A 17118-nucleotide genomic window follows, 5' to 3' on the forward strand; every position below is an offset into this window, starting at 1 on the left:
CGGGTAAATCATCGATTTACCTAAGTATCTCAATCCTTTACCTTGCAGGGAGGCAACGGTATGAGAACAGGGAAACTCGTCCTGGGGGCCACACTGGTCCTCGCGGCGCTGGCCGTACCGGCGACGGCGGACGCCCGGACCACCGGGGACCGCAGCGGCGGCTACGGCACGGTCGCGGCCACCCCCGACACCCCGGCGGCGCAGGCCCGGCGCGCCGAGGCGGTCGCCAAGTTCCGCGAACTGCACGAGATCCGCAAGGCGCGCAATGCCGGCGTGGTCGCGCCGGGGGCCCAGGCCGCGACGGCGCCGGGTCTGGCCGCCGCCCAGCTGCACCACTTCTGGGGCGTCGAGCCCACCAACGCGTCCGGCGACGGCCTCCAGGCCACCCAGAGCGTCGTCCCCACCTGGAAGACGAGCAAGGACGGCGACTTCATGTACACGCCGACCATGAAGCCCCCGGGCGGCTCGTGTATCGAGATCACCACCGCGTACTGGCGCTACAACGGGGCCAACACCAACGAGGTCTGGGCCTGGGACTGGTGCGGCGAGGGCGGACCCAAGAAGGAGGTGAACATCGACGCCGCGTTCCTGGCGAAGTACACGACGACCGTGGACGGGCGGCCCGCGTACACCGTGAAGGTCGAACGGACGGTCGTGGCGAGCAACACGTGGACCGCGTACCTGTTCAACGTGCAGACCAACGCCTGGGACACCTTCTACACCCAGAAGGGCACCGACAAGAGCGAGCTGCCGTACGGCTGGGACATCTTCGAGTTCTACGCCTCCAAGAACCCGGCGACCGGCCAGGCCTACTACTGCGCCGACATGCCCGCCACCGGCTTCGACTCCAGCGGGATCAAGGTCCGCAAGAACGGCGTGTGGAGCCCGGCGACGGCGGCCAACTCGCCGTGGGAGCCCTACGTCAACCCGACCGGCAGCACCTACTGGTGCAACACCCTGAAGTTCCAGAAAATCGGAGCCAACGACCGTTGGACGGTACGCAAGTAGGTCCGGGCTGTCCGGGGTGGGCGGCCCGGTCCGCCCCGGTGGTGGGGAGCGGCGGTCCGGTCGTGCGGCGGGGTCGGGTGCGCGGTCCGGTCACGCGCACGGGGCCGGTCGCGCGGACCGGGCCGTTCGCTCGTGGTCGGCGGGGGTGCCTTGTCGGGGACCGTGCCGTGGGCGGGTGGCTGGTCACCGTGCCGAGGTTGACGGGCTGGTCACCGTGCCGACGGCGACGGGCTGGTCACTGTGCCGAGGGGCGTCGGGTGGGTGACCGTGCCGTGGACGGGTGGCCGGTCACCGTGCCGAGGGCGACAGGTTGGTGACCGTGCCGGGGGCAGTCCTGATGTGACCGTGCCGTTGGTCGCACGGCCGGGGAATTCGGTGCCGTGCGGATGGGGGCGGCTGCTAGCTTCGTCAGGATTCCCTGACGACGAATGGCGGACATGACCCCCGAACTCGTGCTGCGGCCCCTGGCCGACGCCACCGAACTGCCCCTGTTCCTGTCCCTGCCGTACGTGCTCGACCACGAGCTGGCCGACGACCTGGCCGCCGGCCGGCGCCGCCCGGAGTGGATGTGGGTGGCGCTGCGGGCCGGCAGGGTCGTCGCCCGGCTGGCGTTCTGGTCCCAGCCCGGAGCGGTGGCCCCGGAGTCCTTCGACTTCTTCGACCTCGACGGCGCCGACCCCGACCGGGTGGCCACCGGGGCCACGCTGCTCAGCGTCGCCTGGGCCGCCGTGCTTCCGGAGGGGACCACCCCGCCGGACTTCATCCGGTTCCTGCCGCCGGACTGGCGGGACGAGCCGGCCATCCGGCGGGCCACCGACGATCTGCTCGGCGTACTGACGGCGGCCGGCGCGGAGCTGTTCGTCGAGCGGCTGCGCCTGGAATGGCTGCCGGGCACGCCCGTACCGGAGCCTTCGGGCCGGCTGGAGTTCACCCCGGTCGCAGGTAAGGACGAACTCGTCGAGCTGATGGCGCGGGTGCTCGACGGCACCCTGGACGCGTACAGCCGGGCCGATCTGGAGTCGATGACCCCGGCGGAGTCCGCGGCGGCCCAGTTCGACGAGGAGTTCGCCCACTTCCGGAGCCCGCGCGACTGGTGGCGGATCGGCCGGCTGCCCGGCGGTGAGCCCGTCGGGTTCGTGGTGCCGGCCCGCAACAACTACAACCCGATCATCGCGTACGTCGGGGTGCTGCCCGAGCATCGCGGACACGGGTACATCGCCGACCTGCTGGCCGAGGGCACCCGGATCCTGGCCGGTCAGGACGTGCCCCGGATCCGCGCGGCCACCGACCTGGGCAACGCACCGATGGCGGCGGCGTTCGCCCGCGCCGGCTACCGGACTTTCGAGCGCTCGGTCGTCCTGCGCTGGCGGTGACCACCCCTAGGCAGTAGGCGGCCCGAACGTCCCGCCCGAAGTCGGGCACACGCCGTGGCCAGCGGTCCGATCACGCACCCGGGTCGGACTCTGGCCGGAAGGCATTTCGGTCACGCGCCCGGGTCAGGCCCTGGCCCGCATTCATGGCCGGCGCCCAGTCAGGCGAATTCGACTTCTGACCGTCACGAACCAGGTCAAGGGCCGACGTCCTCCAGGTCGGCGAGACTGCCTCGGACCATTTCGGTGTTCACCCGGTCACCGCTTTCCTCGAACGCCTCCACTGCCCCAACCCAGCACCGACGAGCCTCGTCAGTTCGGTCTACCGACTGGTACACGATGCCGAGGTTGAACAGCGCCGTTGCCTCGCCGTGGCGGTCCCCGGCCTCCTGGTCGATAAGGGCGGCCTGTTCGTAGGCGGCGATCGCCTCCTCGAACCGACTCACCTTGTGCAACGCGTTTCCGAGGTTGTTCAGCGCTGTTCCCTCGCCGTGGCGGTCGCCGGTCTCCCGGAGGACCATCCTTGCCTGTTCGCAGGCGGCGATCGCCTCTTCGAACCGACTGACCGTGTGCAAGGTGTTTCCCAGGTTGTTCAGCGCCATGCCTTCGCCGTGCCGGTCGCCAATCTCCCGACAGATCGCCAGATCGCCTTCCTGCGCGGCGATCGCCTCCTCGAATCGACCTACCTTCTGCAAGGTGTTTCCGAGGTTGTTCAGCGCCATGCCCTCACTGTGCCGGTCGCCGCTCTCCCGGTGAACGACGGCGGCCTGTTGGCAGGCGGTGATCGACTCCTCGAACCGGCCCACCCCCTGCAGTGCGAGCCCGAGGTTGTTCAGTGCTGTTCCTTCGCCGTGCCGGTCGCCGGTCTCCCGGTAGATGAGGGCGGCCTGTTCGCAGGTGGTGATCGACTCCTCGAATCGGCGCACGCTGTGCAGCGCGAGCCCGAGGTTGTTCAGTGCCGATCCTTCGCCGTGGCGGTCGCCGATCTCCCGGTAGATGAGGGCGGCCTGTTCGCAGGCGGTGATCGACTTCTCGAATCGGCGTACCAAACGTAGTGCGTTTCCGACGTTGTTCAGCGCCATGCCCTCGCCGAGCCGGTCGCCGGTCTCCCGGTAGAGGGCGGCAGCCTGTTCCTGAGCGCCAATGGCGGCCTCGAACCGGCGCACGTCCTGCAACGCGTTTCCGAGGTTGTTCAGTGCCGTGGACTCGCTGTGGCGGTCGCCGATCTCCCGGTAGATGAGGGCGGCCTGTTCGCAGGCGGTGATCGCCTCTTCGAATCGGCGTACCTGCCGCAGCGCGAGTCCGAGGTTGTTCAGCGCCATGGCTTCCCCGGGGCGGTCGTGGAGGGCACTGCTGGCGGTGACGGCCAGCTCGGCGAGGGTTGCCAGTTCGGTGAGGTGCCGTCGCCAGGACAGAAACTCCGTCAAGATGGCCGGAAGGTTGGCAGCGGTGTGGTGGTCGCCGTTGGTTGCGGCATGGGTGGTGGTGGCGATGAGGTTGGGGTGTTCGGCGTCCAGCCATGCCAGGGCATCGGCGCGGCCGGCGAACCGGTCGGGTACCGCCTGTCCGGGCAGGGCACGCAGGTGATCGTCAGCGGCGTCCGCAGTGGTCAGGTAGTAGGCGGTCAGGCGTTCGTGGGCCGCGGTCTGGTCCGCCGCACGGACGCGGGCGGTGGACGTGTGTAGACGGGTGAGGTCGTGCATCCGCCACCGGCCCGCCCCCGACGGCTCGATGAGATTCGCGTTCCGTAGGGCCCGGAGGTGCCGGCGCACCGCCGTCGCGCTCTCGTCGGCCATGGCGACGACGGTCTCGGTGGCGATGTCGGGGCCGGGATTGAGCGTCAGCAGGCGGAGCAGTCGGGCGGCTTGTTCGTCGCGGGTGGTCAGGTGCCGGAGCGACAGGTCCAGGACGGCGGCCACGCTGCGGTCGCCGTAGACGAGGTCCTTCAACCGGGTCGGAGCCGACAGGTCGGCAGCCAGTGCCGTCACGGTCAGGTCGGGGTCGTCGGCCAGGATCGCGGCGGTGATCCGTAGAGCCAGGGGTAACCGGCCACAGAGTTCGGCCAACCGGAGCGCCGCGTCGGGGGCGGTGACGATTCGCCGGTCGGTCGTGTCCCGTGAACGCAGCACCTCGTAGAGGAGTTGGACGCAGGCGTCGTCCTTGAGGACGTTCAGCGGGAAGATCGCGACCCCGGGCAGGTCACCCAGGGTGTGGCGGGAGGTGATGAGTACCCGGTGCGCCCGGTGTCGGGGTAGCAACTGTGCGACCTGGGTGGAGCTGGAAACGTTGTCCAGGACCAGCAGCACCGGTTGGCCCGCTGTGGCCCGTGCGGTCAGGAGCTGGTGGTAGACGGCCACCTGCTCGCCGATGGTCGCGGGCATGTCAGCAGCGGGAACGCCCAACGCGCGCAGCATCGGCGCGAACACCGCGTCGGCCTCCACCCGGCCGCCGGGGTCGTAGCCCAGCAGGTCGGCCATCACCGCCCCGCCGGTGAACCACCCCCGCCCGACCGCCACAGCGGCGGCATGCCGGGCCAGGGCGGTCTTGCCGACCCCGCCCAGACCCGCGACAGCGGACAGGACTGTCGCGCCCGACAGCGGCCCAGCTGGATCCAGCCGGGACACCAGGTCGGTGACGTGGGCGTCTCGCCCGACGAAGACCTCACCAAGGCCGGCGTCCGGGCCGAGCACGGGTTCGACCACGGCCACGGGGCCCGGCCGGGCGGCCTCGTACACGTTGATCGTCCCGTCGCCGACCACGTTGACCCGGGCCTGGCCCGACGCGTCCACCTCCTGGCGCACGCCACCGGTCAGACCCCGGCCCGACGCGCCCACATCGTGGAGCGCGCCGCCGGTTTGGCCTCGGCCTGATGCGTCCGCCTCCCGGTGCGCGGCGCCGGTCGGCTCGGGAGGTGGCTGCAGCGGGGTGGTCACGACTCGTGGACCGTCATGCTGCCCTGGCCGACCACGTTCACCCGTGACTGGCCGGAGGCGGTGACCTCCTGGAGGACGTCGTCCGTCCAGGCCCGGTCGCCGGTCGGCACGGCCAGGTCCTCGCGGAGCAGTCGGCGCAGCTCGTCGGCGACCTGCGGATCGGCGGCCAGCAGGCGTCGCAGGCGGCCCTGCCACTCGCCGACCAGAGCCTGGGCCGCCGCCGTGTCGCCGACCGCGTGGGCGGCCAGCAGTTCGGCGCGGACGTCGACGAGTTCGGCTTCCAGGGCCTCGGCGCGCTGCGGCCACACCCGCCGCCACAGGGAGCCCATCGCCGTCCTCGTGAGCTGCCACGCGTCGGTGGCCAGCAGGCCCACCACCGTCGTGCCCGCCGCCGAGGCCAACGCCACCAACTCGGGGTCCACGACACACCACCCTTCGCCTGGTACGGAGTCCGCCCACCACGTTAGGCGCACACGTCGATCCACTTCGGCAGCCCGGGAGTCGCGTCGGCGACAGCTGGACCCTGTCGGTGCCGAGGGATTCCCACCTTCCGTGATGAGGGGACGGCGGCGTGTGAACGCGCGGCGCACTCCGAGAGGGCCCCGTGTGGGCTCGCCGAATACGCGGCATACTCCGCGAGGTGAGCGACCCGGTGTTCATCGTCATGTCCGGACTGCCCGCGAGTGGGAAGAGCACCCTCGCGCGCCGCATCGGTGAGCGGCTGACGTTTCCCGTCATCGACAAGGATCGGATCCTTGAGGCGCTGTTCGATACGTTGGGTGTCGGGGACCAGGCATGGCGTACCCGTCTGAGTCGCGCCAGTGACGAGGTGCTCGTCGCCACCTCTGAGACGGCGCGCCGGGCGGTGCTCGACAACTGGTGGCACCGCGAGTGGGCCGTGCCCCGACTCCGCCAACTCGGCGGTCTGCTGATCGAGGTCCACTGCGCGTGTGACGTGGAGGTGGCCTCGGAGCGGTTCCGTGCGCGCCGCCGCCACCCGGGGCACCTCGACCAGGTGCTCACCGAGGAGGAGGCGGAGGAGCGGATCGCGAGGGTGCGGGCGTCGTTCCGGGGGCCGTTGGGGCTCGGGGGGCCGCTGCTGGTCGTGGACACCAATAGGCCGGTTGATGTCGGTGAGCTGGTGGCGGGCATCCGGCCTTGGATCACGGAGGGATAAATGTGGCCGGTGGGTGCGCCCCTGTCGGGGACCGTGCCGGGTGCTGGCCCGCGTTGTGACCGTGCGGGGGGAGGCCAGCCGAAGCGCCCCCGTCGGTGACCGAGCCGTCTGAGGGCTCGTTGGTCACCGTGCCGGGGGCGCGCCGATTCGTAATCGGATGAAGGGTCTAGCGGTTGTGCCAGGCGCGGAGCAGCGCCGTCTCCTCTTCCGGGGTGAGGCCGGCCGCCAGGGCGGGTTCGGTCTTCTGGCCGCGCCACCAGTCGAGCGTGGTGCGGGCCGTCTCCGCCGCGCTGCGCACCGTGAGGCCGGCCGCCGTCGCGGGGGTGGTGTCCCGGCAGAGCATGCCGGCGTACTCCCGCCACACCCACAGGGGCAGCGAGTGCGGGCCGGCCCAGGGCTCGACGCCCCGGTCGAGCAGGAAGTCGTGGTCGACCCAGGTGAGCTTCGCGTTGGAGCCCACGCCCGAGGCGATCTCGGTGAGCAGGTCGCCGAACGGGCGGGCCGGGCCGGTGCCGTCGAACGTGCCCGTCAGCCCCTGTGTGACGCCGCGCAGCAGCCAGCTCGACAGGTCGGCGACGTCCACGTACTGCACGAGGCGCTCCGGCTCGCCCGGCACCAGCACCTCGCCGCCCTTGGCGAGCCGCAGCGGCCAGTAGGAGAACCGGGGGATCGCGTCGCCGGGGCCGACGATCAGGCCGGCCCGGCAGATCAGCGCCGGTACCCCGCTGCTGCGGACGGCGTCCTCACAGGCCACCTTGTTCGGCCCGTAGCCCTCGGCGTCGGGGTCGTGCAGCGGCGTCTGGTGGGCGAGTTGCCCGGGAACGGACTGATCCGCGTACGCCGAGATGCTCGACACGTACGTCCAGTGCGCGACACGCCCGGCGAGCGCTTTCACCGCCTCACGAACATGCTCGGGATTACTGGACACGTCGACGACCGCGTCGAAGGTCTGGTCGGCCAACGGATCGAGCCCCACAGACCTGTCGAGCTGGACAAACGTCGTCCCGGCCGGCGCCGTCCCGCTCTTTCCACGGGAGGCGCAGGTCACATCGTGGCCGGCGGCGATGGCTTGACCGGCGATGGAGCGGCTCAGGAACACGCTCCCGCCGAGGATCAGCATGCGCATCCGGCAAGTATGCCCCGTGGAGTGCCACGAGGTGGGCCTCGGACGCCTAGGCTATGCATCGTGAGCGAGCTTCTTGTCTGGATCGACTGTGAGATGACCGGCCTCGACCTCGGGCGTGACGCCCTGATCGAGGTGGCGGCGTTGGTGACCGACCCTGAGCTGAACGTGCTCGGAGACGGGGTCGACATCGTCATCAAGGCCCCCGACGAACTGCTGAACGGCATGGTCGAGGTGGTCCGCAAGATGCACTCGAAATCCGGCCTGACCAAGGAAGTGCGTAACGCTACGGTTACGGTGGGTCAGGCGGAAGAGATGATCATGGAGTACGTGTCCCAACACGTCCCCAACCCGCGCACCGCCCCGCTGTGCGGCAACTCCATCGCGACCGACCGCGGCTTCATCGCCCGGGACATGCCGCTCCTCGACGCGCACCTGCACTACCGCATGATCGACGTCTCCTCGATCAAGGAGCTGGCGCGCCGGTGGTACCCGCGGACCTACTACGGTCAGCCCGCCAAGGGCCTGGCGCACCGGGCGCTCGCGGACATCAAGGAGAGCATCCGCGAACTGGAGTACTACCGCCGGACCCTGTTCGTTCCCGGTCCCGGGCTGGACGTGGACGGGGCCAAGGCGGTGGCGGCTCAGGTCGTGGCGGAGATGCCGATCGGGGAGTAGTCCGTCGCTGGCGGGGGCCCTCGGGGTGGCCCGGGTCCCCCGGGCGCATCCGGGCCCCGCTCGGGCGGCCATCGCCGGGCTGGGCGGCTTCCGCATTGGATCTCTGGCCTGGGTATCCGGCCCGGGACCTGTACGAGGCGTTCGGCCCGGGACCTGGGCGCTCGGCCCGGAAACGCGAAGAGGCCCGATCCGAAGATCGGGCCTCTCGCACTTGCAGGGTGACTGACGGGACTCGAACCCGCGACCCCCGGGACCACAACCCAGTGCTCTACCAGCTGAGCCACAGCCACCATGCGCCCCATTGCCTGGGGCGACGACCCATCATAGCCGGATCCCACGGGTACCGCACCAGCGGGTTGCCCTGGCGCGGCGGAGACCCCCGGATTGGCTCGCCCGAGGGGGTGCGTGTTAATGTTCTCTCCGTTGCAAGCGAGCGCCGCTAGCTCAATTGGCAGAGCAGCTGGCTCTTAACCAGCGGGTTCGGGGTTCGAGTCCCTGGCGGCGCACCGAAAGGGTCCCTGACCTGCGGAAACGCAGGTCGGGGACCTTCTTTTTTGGCCTGGGCCCGCCGCTGCACAGGGCTGGGGGCCAACACCTTCCCGTGCTCATGGGCGGTCTTCAATAGGGCATCGCTGACTAGGCTCTTCTTCCGATTGTGCCGGGGCCAGTAGTGGATGTATGTGGACCAGGTGGTCTCCAGCTTCGCGTGCCTGAGCTGGTGCTGGACCTCGGTGGGCTCGGCTCCCTCCTGGATCATCGTGGTGGCGAAGAAGTGCCGCAGGCTGTGGAAGGTGCCCAGCTTCGGCCAGCCGGCCTGCTCGCGCCATCCTTCCCACAGCGTTGACCAGCGCCGATCGTGGATCGGACGCTTGAGGTGGTCGTAGAACATCAACTGCGCGACCCGCATCAGCGGCGCCTGTCCCGGGTCGGGGGTGCCGCCGCTGATGTCGGGGATCACGACTTCGATGGGCGCCCAGTGACGCAGGTGTTCCTCGGTGATCTGCGCCACCATCGGGTCAAGGTCGAGGTGCCCGACGCTGCCGTGTTTCGGCGGCGAGAGGTAGAAGCCGCCGTAGGTGCGGGTGTGGAACTGCAACTGCTGGATGACGTGCAGCGTCTTTGTGCGCTGTTCGACGCACCGGTCCCCGGTCTCCAGCCCCATCACCTCGGCGAAGCGCAGGCCCTGGCCGATGCCGTACCAGATCGCGGCCCGGTACTGGTCCGGGACGACCTCCAGAAGGCGCACTGCCTGGCGCGGCTCGGGCACCCATCGCGGTGCTCTGCTCAATCCCCGAAGTGCGTCCCTGAGCTTGATCCCCGAACACGGATTCTTTTTGATGGCCCCATCCGTAGTGGCCGAGTTCAGGATGGCGTTGAGGAGGTTGTAATACAGCTCCAGGCTCGACTGGGCCACTTTGGTGGCGATGCGGTCGGCCAGCCATTCCAGAACGACGGTCGTGGTGATCTCGTTGGTCTCGAACGAGTTGAAGAACGGGTAGATGTGGTTACCCAAGATGCCGACGACCGTGTCCTGCCGGGATGGGCCCTGGAGGATGCTGCGGGACTTGCGCCACCGCTCGCAGTAGGTGTGGAAGCCTCCGAATGGTGTCCCGGCTCCAGTCGTGAGGGTTTTGGGCGTGGATTGGCTGGAGGCGATCAGCGTGGACTTGGACGGGGAGTTTGGGGCGGCCTCGGGGGCGGACGCTTTCGCTGGTGCCGGGGCTCGCCGCGCGGGGGCGGGGGTGGGCGGTGCGGGGGTGGAGTTCTCGGGGAGCTGGCGGTCCACCTCCGCCATGGCCTCTTCGGCGGACATGGCCCCGGGCAGCATCAGCGAGTCGAACAGGCGGGCGCGGGCCTCGTCCTTGAAGTGTTTCTCATCCCCGGTGCCGTCGGGGTGCTTGAACAGCACGCGCCACTGACTGCCCCGGCCGTAGTTGGATGACTTCTTCTTGCGCCCGTTCGCGGTGCGGGCCTTGAGGTACCAGCGGTCACCCACGGACATGGCGCACCTCGCCGATCTGCGTGGCGGTCAGCGTCTGCGGGTCTGGGCGGTGACTGGTCGTGATGGGCACGATAGCCTGCTTCTGGGTATGCACGTGATCCTCTTGGGTGATGTGTTGCCGCAGGGACCACGTCGGTCGGGGCAGGTCGCCAAACTCAACCCGGCCGGCGTGGCAAAAATTCGCGCGTACGTCTAGCTGCCTGGTGGCCGCGCGTGTGTGGCGGAGTCCGATTCGTTCGCTAAGCGGTAGCGCTCATGGGCTGCGCCGATGGCCCCCGCGTAGGCGATAACGTCGGTGAGAGCGAGGCCGGCGTCTAACGCTGCGGCCAGAGCCGCCGCAACCGGGCCGAGAATCGCGTCGTGTACGGCCACATGTGCCAGACCGACCCGCGGGGGGTCGTGGGGGCGACATGCGAGTTGGAAGCGGTCCACGTCCTCCAGGGGCGGGGACTCGGTCAGGGGGCGTTCCCCGCTGGCCCACTGCCAGGCCGTCCGGCTGCTCACGGTCACTGTGGAGGTCAGGTCCACGGGCTCGTCGGAGCCCTCGGGCGGGAGTAGTAGCCGGTTTGGGGAGACGCCGAGCGCGGCAGCGAACGCCACAAGGTCATCCACGTCGACCCGCCGCCCCCCGAGCTCAACCTTGCTGAGCACCGCTTCCCCGATCGGCCTGCCTACCCCGGCTAGGCGCTCTCCGAGACCGGCCAGGCTTAGACCCGCGTCTGTACGTAATGAGTGAATCGCGTGGGAGACCCGTTGTGCGGTGGGCCCGCGCTCGATAGCTGCCTTCGCCATAATCATGATTCTCTCAGATACTTTGGAGAGATCCAAGGTGGGCGGTCACCGCAATTTCGACTAGCGGGCGTCCATCATGGAGAGATGGGGGTGGTCGGTGGGCCCGGGAGGCCGGGGCCGGCTCCCCGTGGAAGTCGGCCCCGGCGTGATGAGCCTGGTCGTCGGTGCCAGGCCCTGTCTGGGTCAGCCGGTAACCGGGAGATGGTCATCCTGCGGCTGGACGGGCGGCGCGACCGGCGGGACCGGGGGCGCCGGCGGGACCGGTGTGCCGGTCGGTGGGGTCGTCGTCGGGGAGGTGGTCGGCTTGCCGGTCGGGGAACTCGTCGGGCTGCTGGTGGGCTTGCCCGTGGGGCTGCTCGTCGGGCTCGCGGTCGGGCTGGTCGTGGGCTTGCCGGTCGGGCTGTTCGACGGCGTGGGGTTCGGGTTGCCCCCGTCCGGCCCGCATGCCGCGTACCCGATGTTGATCACGCTGGCGGCGGTGCCGGACCCGGCCTTGACGGTGACCTGGGCGGCGATGACGAACTTCGCGCCGTCAGCGGTGCTGCCGGTGACGCCGTAGGTGACCGTGCCCTTGGCTCCAAGGGGGCCGGCGGGCGTACCGGAGAAGCTGCTGCTGACCTTCCCGCCGTCGCAGGTGGCGGTCGCCGTGCCAGAGAGTAGGCCGCCGAGCCCGGATAGGCCCGTGACCTGCACGGACGCTTTTCCCGCGCTGGCCCGCACGGTCGCGGACGCCCGGAGGGTGCCGTCGGAACTTGCCGCCGCCCCGGTGGCGGTGCGCTCGGCGCTGTTGGAGGTCGCCGAGGGGGCCGCGCCGACGGGGGCCGCCCCGGTGGCGCTGAGGCCGTACGCAGAGCTGGTGGGGGCGGCGGCCTGAGCAGGTCCGGCCAGGAGGACGGCGGTGCCGCCGCCGAGCAGGGCGAGCATCGACACGCCGGCCAGGCCGGTTTTGAGCGAGGTTTTCACGAATCTGATCCTTCTTTAGGGGGTGATGCGGATGACGGTGCCGGCTGGCACCTGGAGGAGTGCGGCCATCGCCGTGCCCGGGATGCGGACGCAGCCGTGGCTGGCCGCTGTTCCGAGCACGGAGTCCGACGGCCACGTGTGCAGAGCGATGGTTCCTGGGCCGGAGCCGAAGCTGGTCAGGGTCGCCGAGTGGGTGCCGAGCGGGAGGATGACGGGGCTATAGGTCTGCTCGGAGTCCCGGATCGCGGCCAGGATGAAGCTGCGGCCCGTCGGGGTCGGCGTGGAACTCTTGCCGGGGCTGGTGGTCCAGCTCCCGATCACCTGCCCGTCCTTGAGCAGGTCCAGAGTCATTGCCGCCAGTCGGGTGCGGATCTCGTAGGGGCTGCGCGCCGTCTCCACCAAAGCGGCCGGAATCCAGCCCGTCGCCCCGTTCGGGCGGCTCGGCAGCATGACCTGGAACCAGCCGGGCTGCGCGACGATCACGGGCAGCCACGTCAGGCTCCGGCCCTGCCGGGCGGGGAGCCGGGCGATCGGCTCACCGCCTGGGCTGGAAAACACGGGTATCGGGACCGGCGGGTGGACCACGAAGCCGTCGGTGCCGCCGTTGAGGTCGGTGTCGAGCGGGGCCTGCGGGACGGTGGTCCAGGTCGTCGCCTCCACCAGGCCGGCGAGGACGTCGGGGCTGACCGACGGCACCGGCACCTGGACCTGCTGCACCGGCCCGGCGATCGGCGCCGGCGCAGCGGCCGAAGCCTGGTCGACGGGAGCCGACGCTGCCGAGCTGGTCACGAACAGGGCCACGAGCGTGTAGATCACCGGCAGGCCGAAGACGGCGGCGAGGCCGACTCGGGACCGGAACTCGGTGGGGGTGCTGGTGTCGTCGGTCATCGCGCTACCTGGTGATCTCGGTCAGGAACCGCGCGTTGGGCACCCCGAGACCGGTCACCATGTCGTACCCCGGGACCGTATGCAGGGCCTGCGGGGTGGAGTCGACATCGATCAGGTACTGGCCTCGCGGGGCACCCGGGATTCCCGGAACGAGGATGCCGGCCGCCGTGTGGGTGATGTCCGTCGTCACCGGCATGCCGGCGGAGGCGCGGGCGTACAGGATCGGGGCGAGCAGTCCCACGGGCTCCCCGGTCCCGGCCCGCGACTGTGCAACCGCCACCAGCGACGCGATGATCGGGGACGCCAGCGACGTGCCGCCGATACCGCCCTCCTGGTAGACGCCCTGGTAGGTGTAGCCGACGAAGAACCCGGTGTACGGATCGGCGAGGGCGGCCACGTCCGGGATCGTCCGCTTGTCCCCGGGAACTCCGGCCTGCCAGGACGGCTTGTCGAAGTAGGCGCTCGGGCCGCCCCCGGCTCCCCAGACGAACGCCGGGGTGGTCGGCACCCACTTACCGCCGATCAGGGCGTTGCCGGTCGCCTCCCACCCGGTGTTCACCGCGAGATTGCCGCTCTGGGAGATGCCCGTGGTGGTCCCACCGACGGCGGTCACCCAGGGGCTGGTCGCGGGGAAGGCCGCGGTAGGGGACGGGGCGCCCCTGGTGGTGAGGTCGCCATAGTCGCCAGTGGAGAAGTACAGGCCAGTCCCGAAGACGGCTGCACGGGCGAACAGCGAGTTGGACGCGGCGCGGGCCTCAGCGTTGTCCTGCTCGCCGTTGTAGCCCCACGAGTTGTTGATGATGGTCGCGTTGAAGGAGGTGTCGGCCAGGACTCCGGCGATGGTGCCTTCCAGCGAGCTGGAACGGCAGTCCGGAGCCGCCGCATAGATGATCTTGGCGGCGGGGCGATGGTGTGGATGGTCTGGATGTCCAGGGCTTGTTCCCCGAGCCAGCCCGGTACGTCGCAGCCGTGATCGCTGCCATCTCCGTTGACGTACCTCTTGACGGCGAACTGGTCAGCGCGAAGAGGCGTGACGCCGTTCTTGCTGAACGCCCGGTTCGCGTCGGCTAGGGCACCGCCTCCGTCGAACGCGCCGACGATGACGACCACCTGGCCGCTGCCGGTGTCGGAGGCGGTGAGCCCGTAGAGGCTGCGCAGCTGAGGGCCGGTGTACCCGCAGTTGGCGTTGGATGTGACCGGCGCCGGGTACTTGGCCGGCGCGGAGCTGACCCACTCGCCCCAGTAGGTCGTGCAGTAGTCGCCCGTCGCGTGCGGGCTGGCGGCCGGCCGTCTGGCCTTGGGCGCTGCGGCGGCGGGACGGGCGAGCATCGGCTGCGCGGCCTGCTCAGTCAGTCCGGTTGCCACGATGTCGGCGGCGACCGTCGTGGGCTTGGCCGGTGTGGTTGCCGTGGCTCGCAGCTGCACCCCAGCCCCGGAACGGGTCGCCGTGACCGAGGTGCCGAACGCGGCGCCCAGAGTTCGGGCCGTGCCGGTAACCGGCAGGCGGGTACCGGTGGCATCGAGCCGCCCGACGGTCAGCCCGGCGGAGCGGGCCCAGGTCGATACCCGGGCCACCCGGTCGGCTCCGGCGCCGTAGCGCTGGCGGACCTGGTCACGGCTGAGATGTCTTCCGAACAGGGGACTGCCGGGTGTGGTCATTGCGGTGGCGTAGGAGGTCAGGCCGGCATCGTCTTGGCCCGCGAGGGTCAAAGTCACGGTGAGCGGTGCTGATGCCGCCGCTGGCGGGACCGCTGGGCCCGCGATGGCGGTTCCGGCTACGGCCAGCGCCGCCAGTGTGGCGGCGCTGACGGTGGCCAGGAAAGGTGTTCGAGAGCGCATCAAAACTCCAGGGTTGTTTGCGGAAGATGTGGGCGCTCAGGCCCGGGGTGCTTTGCCGAGTTCGGCTCGGCGCACGGCCACGATCAGGGCGATCTGGCGGCGGAGGCGGTCCTGGGCGCGCGGTCCCGCGCGGCGTGCGCGCGGGACCGGCCCCCCGGTGATCCCCGACGACAGCACCTGCGTCCAAGCGGCGTACGCCGGGGAACTGGAACGCGCCGTGCTGCGCGCCGGGGTGATCACGTGCATGAGCCTGTCCATTCAGGCCGCACGGGGGTACGGGTCCGCCCGCCTCTCCACGGGTCCCGCCCGCCCGCTACCTGGAGAAAGAGGGCGTACGGCCCCAGACGGCGGCCCGTCGCCGGTCGGTGGATGGCGTGGAGCGGGGCGGTAGGGCCGGTAGGCGACGGTCACCGGCGGCAGCCTCAGATCCCCGACCTTGAGCCCGAGAGAGGCACACAGCAGCGCCCGGTAGAAGCCGCTCGGCGACTTGGCGCCGTGCTCCCACTTGCTGATCATCTTGCGAAGCGACTCATCGGCCGGGAGTTCGTCGGCGGACAGGTGTCGCATGTGGTGGATGAGCTGTTGCTGTGACCAGTGCAGCGCCAGGCGGCGGCGTACCAGTACGCGGCCGGCGTAGGCGGCGGTCCCGGGGTGAGGGAACTCTTCAGACACGGGTGTCCTCCTGGTGGTGAGCGGGGGTCTATTGGGCGGGGTTCTGGCGGCGGCGGTCCGGGCCGGTGAGCACCACCCGGGTACACATCTCGGCGAGCCGGCTGGTGATTCGGTCACCCAGTCGCGCTTTGAAATCCACGAGCGGCAGGTTGGTCGTGATGATCACTGGGCGTTGTTCTGCGTACCGGTCGTTGAGCAGCCGGTAGGTCATCTCCTCGACCCATTCGGTGGGCCGGGCCGCTCCGAGGTCATCGAGCAGCAGGAGGTCCGCCCGCCGATAGCGTTCGAGAATGGCTTCGGAGTCCGTGCCGGACCGGGGCCGTAGGTCGGCGTACAGGTCGGCGGCAGTCGTCGCCTCCCACCGCACCGCGACGGGCTGGGTGACTGCGGCCCGAAGCGCCCCGAACGCCGCGTGGGTCTTTCCCGCTCCGGTGACCCCGAGAAGCAGCAATGACCTCGGTTCGCCGGAGCGGAACCCCTCGACCCATCGGGCCACGTCGGGGATGTCTACTGCGGCGTGGACGAACATCTTCGGGAACTTGGTGTCGCAGTATTGCCGGGCCTGCTGTCGGCGGAACTCGCCGACGTCGAAGCGCTCGGAGGCGGTGGGATCGCGGCCCAGAAGATCCTGGACGTGGTCGGGGAACCGAAACGCTGGAACGGCTTCTGCTTCGGAGTTGGTCACATCGACCCCTCATAGGCTGCGGCGGACGGCGGGTTGGTGAACGGCCGGTAGGCGGTCGCATCGCGTGGATCTCCGCGCTGGGAGGCCAGCCTGAGCTGGTCGAATTTCTGCCTGAGCTTGGGCACCGACAGAACGTGCGAGCGCCAGAAACCGTCGGCCATCGACCAGCGAATGACGCCCAGTACCTCGTCAAGGTCGCGGTGGTCGTCGGTGAGCATGGCTTTGGCGGCACGTCTCCAGCCCTGGCTGGCGGTGGGGCTGACCCGACAGCCGTTGGCGGCCATGCCGGCGGCAAGCTGGCGGCAGATCTCCTCGGCCTCGGCATCGATCCGGTCCGGCGGTGTGCCCGAGTCCGCGCGCGCACCGATGTTTCCTGCTCCCTGATCCTTGCCACCTGCTACCTGCATAGGCGCGGACTTGGTCGTGCGCTTCTCGATCTCGTCCGGGAATTTCTCGGACTTCTCAGAGACGGACTCGGACAGGGTTGGGACAGGCTCGGAGGGGCGCGCTTTCGTCTTCATCTGGTCCGTGCTGGGCTCAACCCCGCCGACGGCTGGATCGGGCCTGGCCGGGGTTGGTCTGGAAGTCGGCGTCACGGACCCGAAGTTGGAATGGTTGAGCGCAGGCAGGCGTGAGGGAACCTTGTCGGTGTCGAGCCTCTGGTGTCGCGCGAGAGTCGGCAGGAACAAGAAGGTGCGGCCGTCGACGTGGTACCGGATCGCCTTTTCCAGCTTCTCCAACTCGTCAATCAGCCGGCCGACGTCGCCGGGGCCGAGATCGTCGTCGTAGGCGAAGATCTGCCCTTTGATCCAGCGGGGATCTCCACGCAACCGGCTGTGCTCATCCGCCAATCCCCAAAGTCCGATGTAGAGCAGCCTCGCGTCACGTGACAGATCCGCAATGTCCTCGTCTGCGAAGTATTCGGGTTTCACGGTCCGCATCCGCGCCATCTGGTTTCCTCCGTTCCAGTCGTCCTGGTCGCGGTCGC

General features: G+C 69.9%; 15 protein-coding genes, 2 tRNA genes and 2 pseudogenes. 6 read left to right on the top strand and 13 right to left on the bottom strand.

Annotated features, from left to right (window positions below; all coding sequences use genetic code 11):
• Nucleotides 1–60 precede the first annotated feature (60 nt).
• Nucleotides 61–1008 (top strand): carbohydrate-binding protein, encoded by a 948-nt coding sequence (locus AB0M43_RS23565; protein ID WP_363727905.1) that lies wholly within the window; start codon nt 61–63, stop codon nt 1006–1008.
• A 437-nt stretch (nt 1009–1445) separates the two neighbouring features.
• Nucleotides 1446–2381: a GNAT family N-acetyltransferase gene (locus AB0M43_RS23570; RefSeq protein ID WP_363727906.1), complete on the top strand. Its 936-nt coding sequence runs from the start codon at nt 1446–1448 to the stop codon at nt 2379–2381.
• Between the two features lie 194 nt (nt 2382–2575).
• Here the strand turns inward: AB0M43_RS23570 and AB0M43_RS23575 are convergent, their stop codons facing one another.
• On the bottom strand, nt 2576–5113 hold the full coding sequence (locus AB0M43_RS23575; RefSeq protein ID WP_363728031.1) for a tetratricopeptide repeat protein: 2538 nt from the start codon (nt 5111–5113) through the stop codon (nt 2576–2578).
• Between AB0M43_RS23575 and AB0M43_RS23580 the strand changes: the two genes are divergently transcribed.
• The gene (locus AB0M43_RS23580; protein ID WP_363728033.1) at nt 5015–5248 is read left to right on the top strand and encodes a hypothetical protein; all 234 of its coding nucleotides are present in this window, start codon (nt 5015–5017) and stop codon (nt 5246–5248) included. The two genes, AB0M43_RS23575 and AB0M43_RS23580, sit on opposite strands and share 99 nt — an antisense overlap.
• Before the next feature lie 59 nt (nt 5249–5307).
• Here the strand turns inward: AB0M43_RS23580 and AB0M43_RS23585 are convergent, their stop codons facing one another.
• Nucleotides 5308–5733 (bottom strand): hypothetical protein, encoded by a 426-nt coding sequence (locus AB0M43_RS23585; protein WP_363727907.1) that lies wholly within the window; start codon nt 5731–5733, stop codon nt 5308–5310.
• A gap of 218 nt (nt 5734–5951) precedes the next feature.
• On the opposite strand from AB0M43_RS23585, the gene AB0M43_RS23590 reads away from it, so the two are divergent.
• Nucleotides 5952–6488: an AAA family ATPase gene (locus AB0M43_RS23590; RefSeq protein WP_363727908.1), complete on the top strand. Its 537-nt coding sequence runs from the start codon at nt 5952–5954 to the stop codon at nt 6486–6488.
• 166 nt (nt 6489–6654) lie between these two features.
• Here the strand turns inward: AB0M43_RS23590 and AB0M43_RS23595 are convergent, their stop codons facing one another.
• Complete coding sequence (locus AB0M43_RS23595) at nt 6655–7614, bottom strand: NAD-dependent epimerase/dehydratase family protein (protein ID WP_363727909.1); 960 nt, start codon at nt 7612–7614, stop codon at nt 6655–6657.
• A 60-nt stretch (nt 7615–7674) separates the two neighbouring features.
• Between AB0M43_RS23595 and orn the strand changes: the two genes are divergently transcribed.
• Nucleotides 7675–8289 carry an oligoribonuclease gene (gene orn, locus AB0M43_RS23600; RefSeq protein ID WP_363727910.1) on the top strand — a complete coding sequence of 205 codons (615 nt, stop codon included), beginning with the start codon at nt 7675–7677 and terminating at the stop codon, nt 8287–8289.
• 217 nt (nt 8290–8506) lie between these two features.
• Here orn and AB0M43_RS23605 read toward each other — a convergent pair.
• Nucleotides 8507–8579 (bottom strand) — tRNA-His (locus tag AB0M43_RS23605).
• A 143-nt stretch (nt 8580–8722) separates the two neighbouring features.
• On the opposite strand from AB0M43_RS23605, the gene AB0M43_RS23610 reads away from it, so the two are divergent.
• Nucleotides 8723–8795 (top strand) — tRNA-Lys (locus tag AB0M43_RS23610).
• A gap of 176 nt (nt 8796–8971) precedes the next feature.
• Here AB0M43_RS23610 and AB0M43_RS23615 read toward each other — a convergent pair.
• From AB0M43_RS23615 to AB0M43_RS23655, 9 genes and pseudogenes are all read right to left on the bottom strand, one after another.
• Nucleotides 8972–10291, bottom strand: a pseudogene (locus AB0M43_RS23615) (tyrosine-type recombinase/integrase); the annotation flags it as partial.
• A 192-nt stretch (nt 10292–10483) separates the two neighbouring features.
• Nucleotides 10484–11089, bottom strand: a complete 606-nt coding sequence (locus AB0M43_RS23620) for a helix-turn-helix transcriptional regulator (RefSeq protein ID WP_363727911.1) — start codon at nt 11087–11089, stop codon at nt 10484–10486.
• Nucleotides 11090–11266: 177 nt separating this feature from the next.
• Nucleotides 11267–12046, bottom strand: coding sequence for a hypothetical protein (locus tag AB0M43_RS23625; RefSeq protein WP_363727912.1), 780 nt, complete (start codon nt 12044–12046; stop codon nt 11267–11269).
• Between the two features lie 15 nt (nt 12047–12061).
• Entirely contained in the window at nt 12062–12934 is an 873-nt protein-coding gene (locus AB0M43_RS23630) for a L,D-transpeptidase (RefSeq protein WP_363727913.1), read from the bottom strand.
• 4 nt (nt 12935–12938) lie between these two features.
• Nucleotides 12939–13901 (bottom strand): S8 family serine peptidase, encoded by a 963-nt coding sequence (locus AB0M43_RS23635; RefSeq protein ID WP_363728032.1) that lies wholly within the window; start codon nt 13899–13901, stop codon nt 12939–12941.
• Between the two features lie 410 nt (nt 13902–14311).
• Nucleotides 14312–14773, bottom strand: a pseudogene (locus AB0M43_RS23640) (protease pro-enzyme activation domain-containing protein); the annotation flags it as partial.
• 36 nt (nt 14774–14809) lie between these two features.
• The gene (locus AB0M43_RS23645; protein WP_363727914.1) at nt 14810–15019 is read right to left on the bottom strand and encodes a hypothetical protein; all 210 of its coding nucleotides are present in this window, start codon (nt 15017–15019) and stop codon (nt 14810–14812) included.
• A gap of 454 nt (nt 15020–15473) precedes the next feature.
• Nucleotides 15474–16130, bottom strand: a complete 657-nt coding sequence (locus AB0M43_RS23650; RefSeq protein WP_363727915.1) for an ATP-binding protein — start codon at nt 16128–16130, stop codon at nt 15474–15476.
• Entirely contained in the window at nt 16127–17062 is a 936-nt protein-coding gene (locus AB0M43_RS23655) for a hypothetical protein (protein ID WP_363727916.1), read from the bottom strand. Before AB0M43_RS23655 ends, AB0M43_RS23650 begins: the two co-directional genes overlap by 4 nt.
• Between the last annotated feature and the right edge of the window lie 56 nt (nt 17063–17118).

This window comes from Longispora sp. NPDC051575, assembly GCF_040681875.1.
Classification (GTDB): Bacteria; Actinomycetota; Actinomycetes; order Mycobacteriales; family Micromonosporaceae; genus Longispora.